Genomic DNA, 621 nt, shown 5'->3' on the forward strand with positions numbered 1-621 from the left:
AGTAGGGAATAAAACCTTAATGGAACAAGAAAGTATTCCACTATCTAATGATGTTCTTAAAGAATTAGATAAATTAGAAAGAGCCGGTAGTTCAATTGTATTAACGGCAGTTGATCGTCAGTTAATCATTTTAATGGAAATCCGTGACCAAGTTCGACCAAGCGTTAAACAAGACCTACAAAAATTAAAATCACTTGGTGTTAAAAATCTCATTGTATTATCAGGGGATAATCAAGGTACAGTTAATTTAGTTAAAAAGGAGCTAGGATTAACCGAGGCCCATGGCGATATGCTACCAGAGGACAAGCAAGCATTTTTAAAAGAAAGACAGTCTACTGGTGAAATTGTTGCTTTTATTGGTGATGGTGTGAATGATAGCCCTTCTCTAGCTATTGCAGGAGTAGGGATAGCTATGGGAAATGGGACAGATGTGGCTATTGAAAGTTCAGATATTGTTCTAATGAATTCCAATTTTAATCGTCTCCCCCATGCTTTAGGTTTAGCTAAAGGGACATACGCGAATATGCAACAAAATATTCTCATTGCTGTTGGTGTGGTGATAATATTATTGGGTAGTTTAATATTTAGTGAATGGATGTCTATGTCAATTGGTATGTTAGT

The 621-nt window shown here is 35.7% G+C and carries 1 protein-coding gene; it reads left to right on the plus strand.

The annotated features are described in order from the left end of the window. Positions 1 to 19: 19 nt before the first annotated feature. On the plus strand, positions 20 to 621 hold a 602-nt coding region (locus KA878_RS14120), incomplete at its 3' end, for an HAD-IC family P-type ATPase (protein WP_245336781.1).

Origin of the sequence: Staphylococcus sp. GDY8P57P (assembly GCF_017892585.1) — a bacterium.
Classification (GTDB): domain Bacteria; phylum Bacillota; class Bacilli; order Staphylococcales; family Staphylococcaceae; genus Staphylococcus; species Staphylococcus borealis.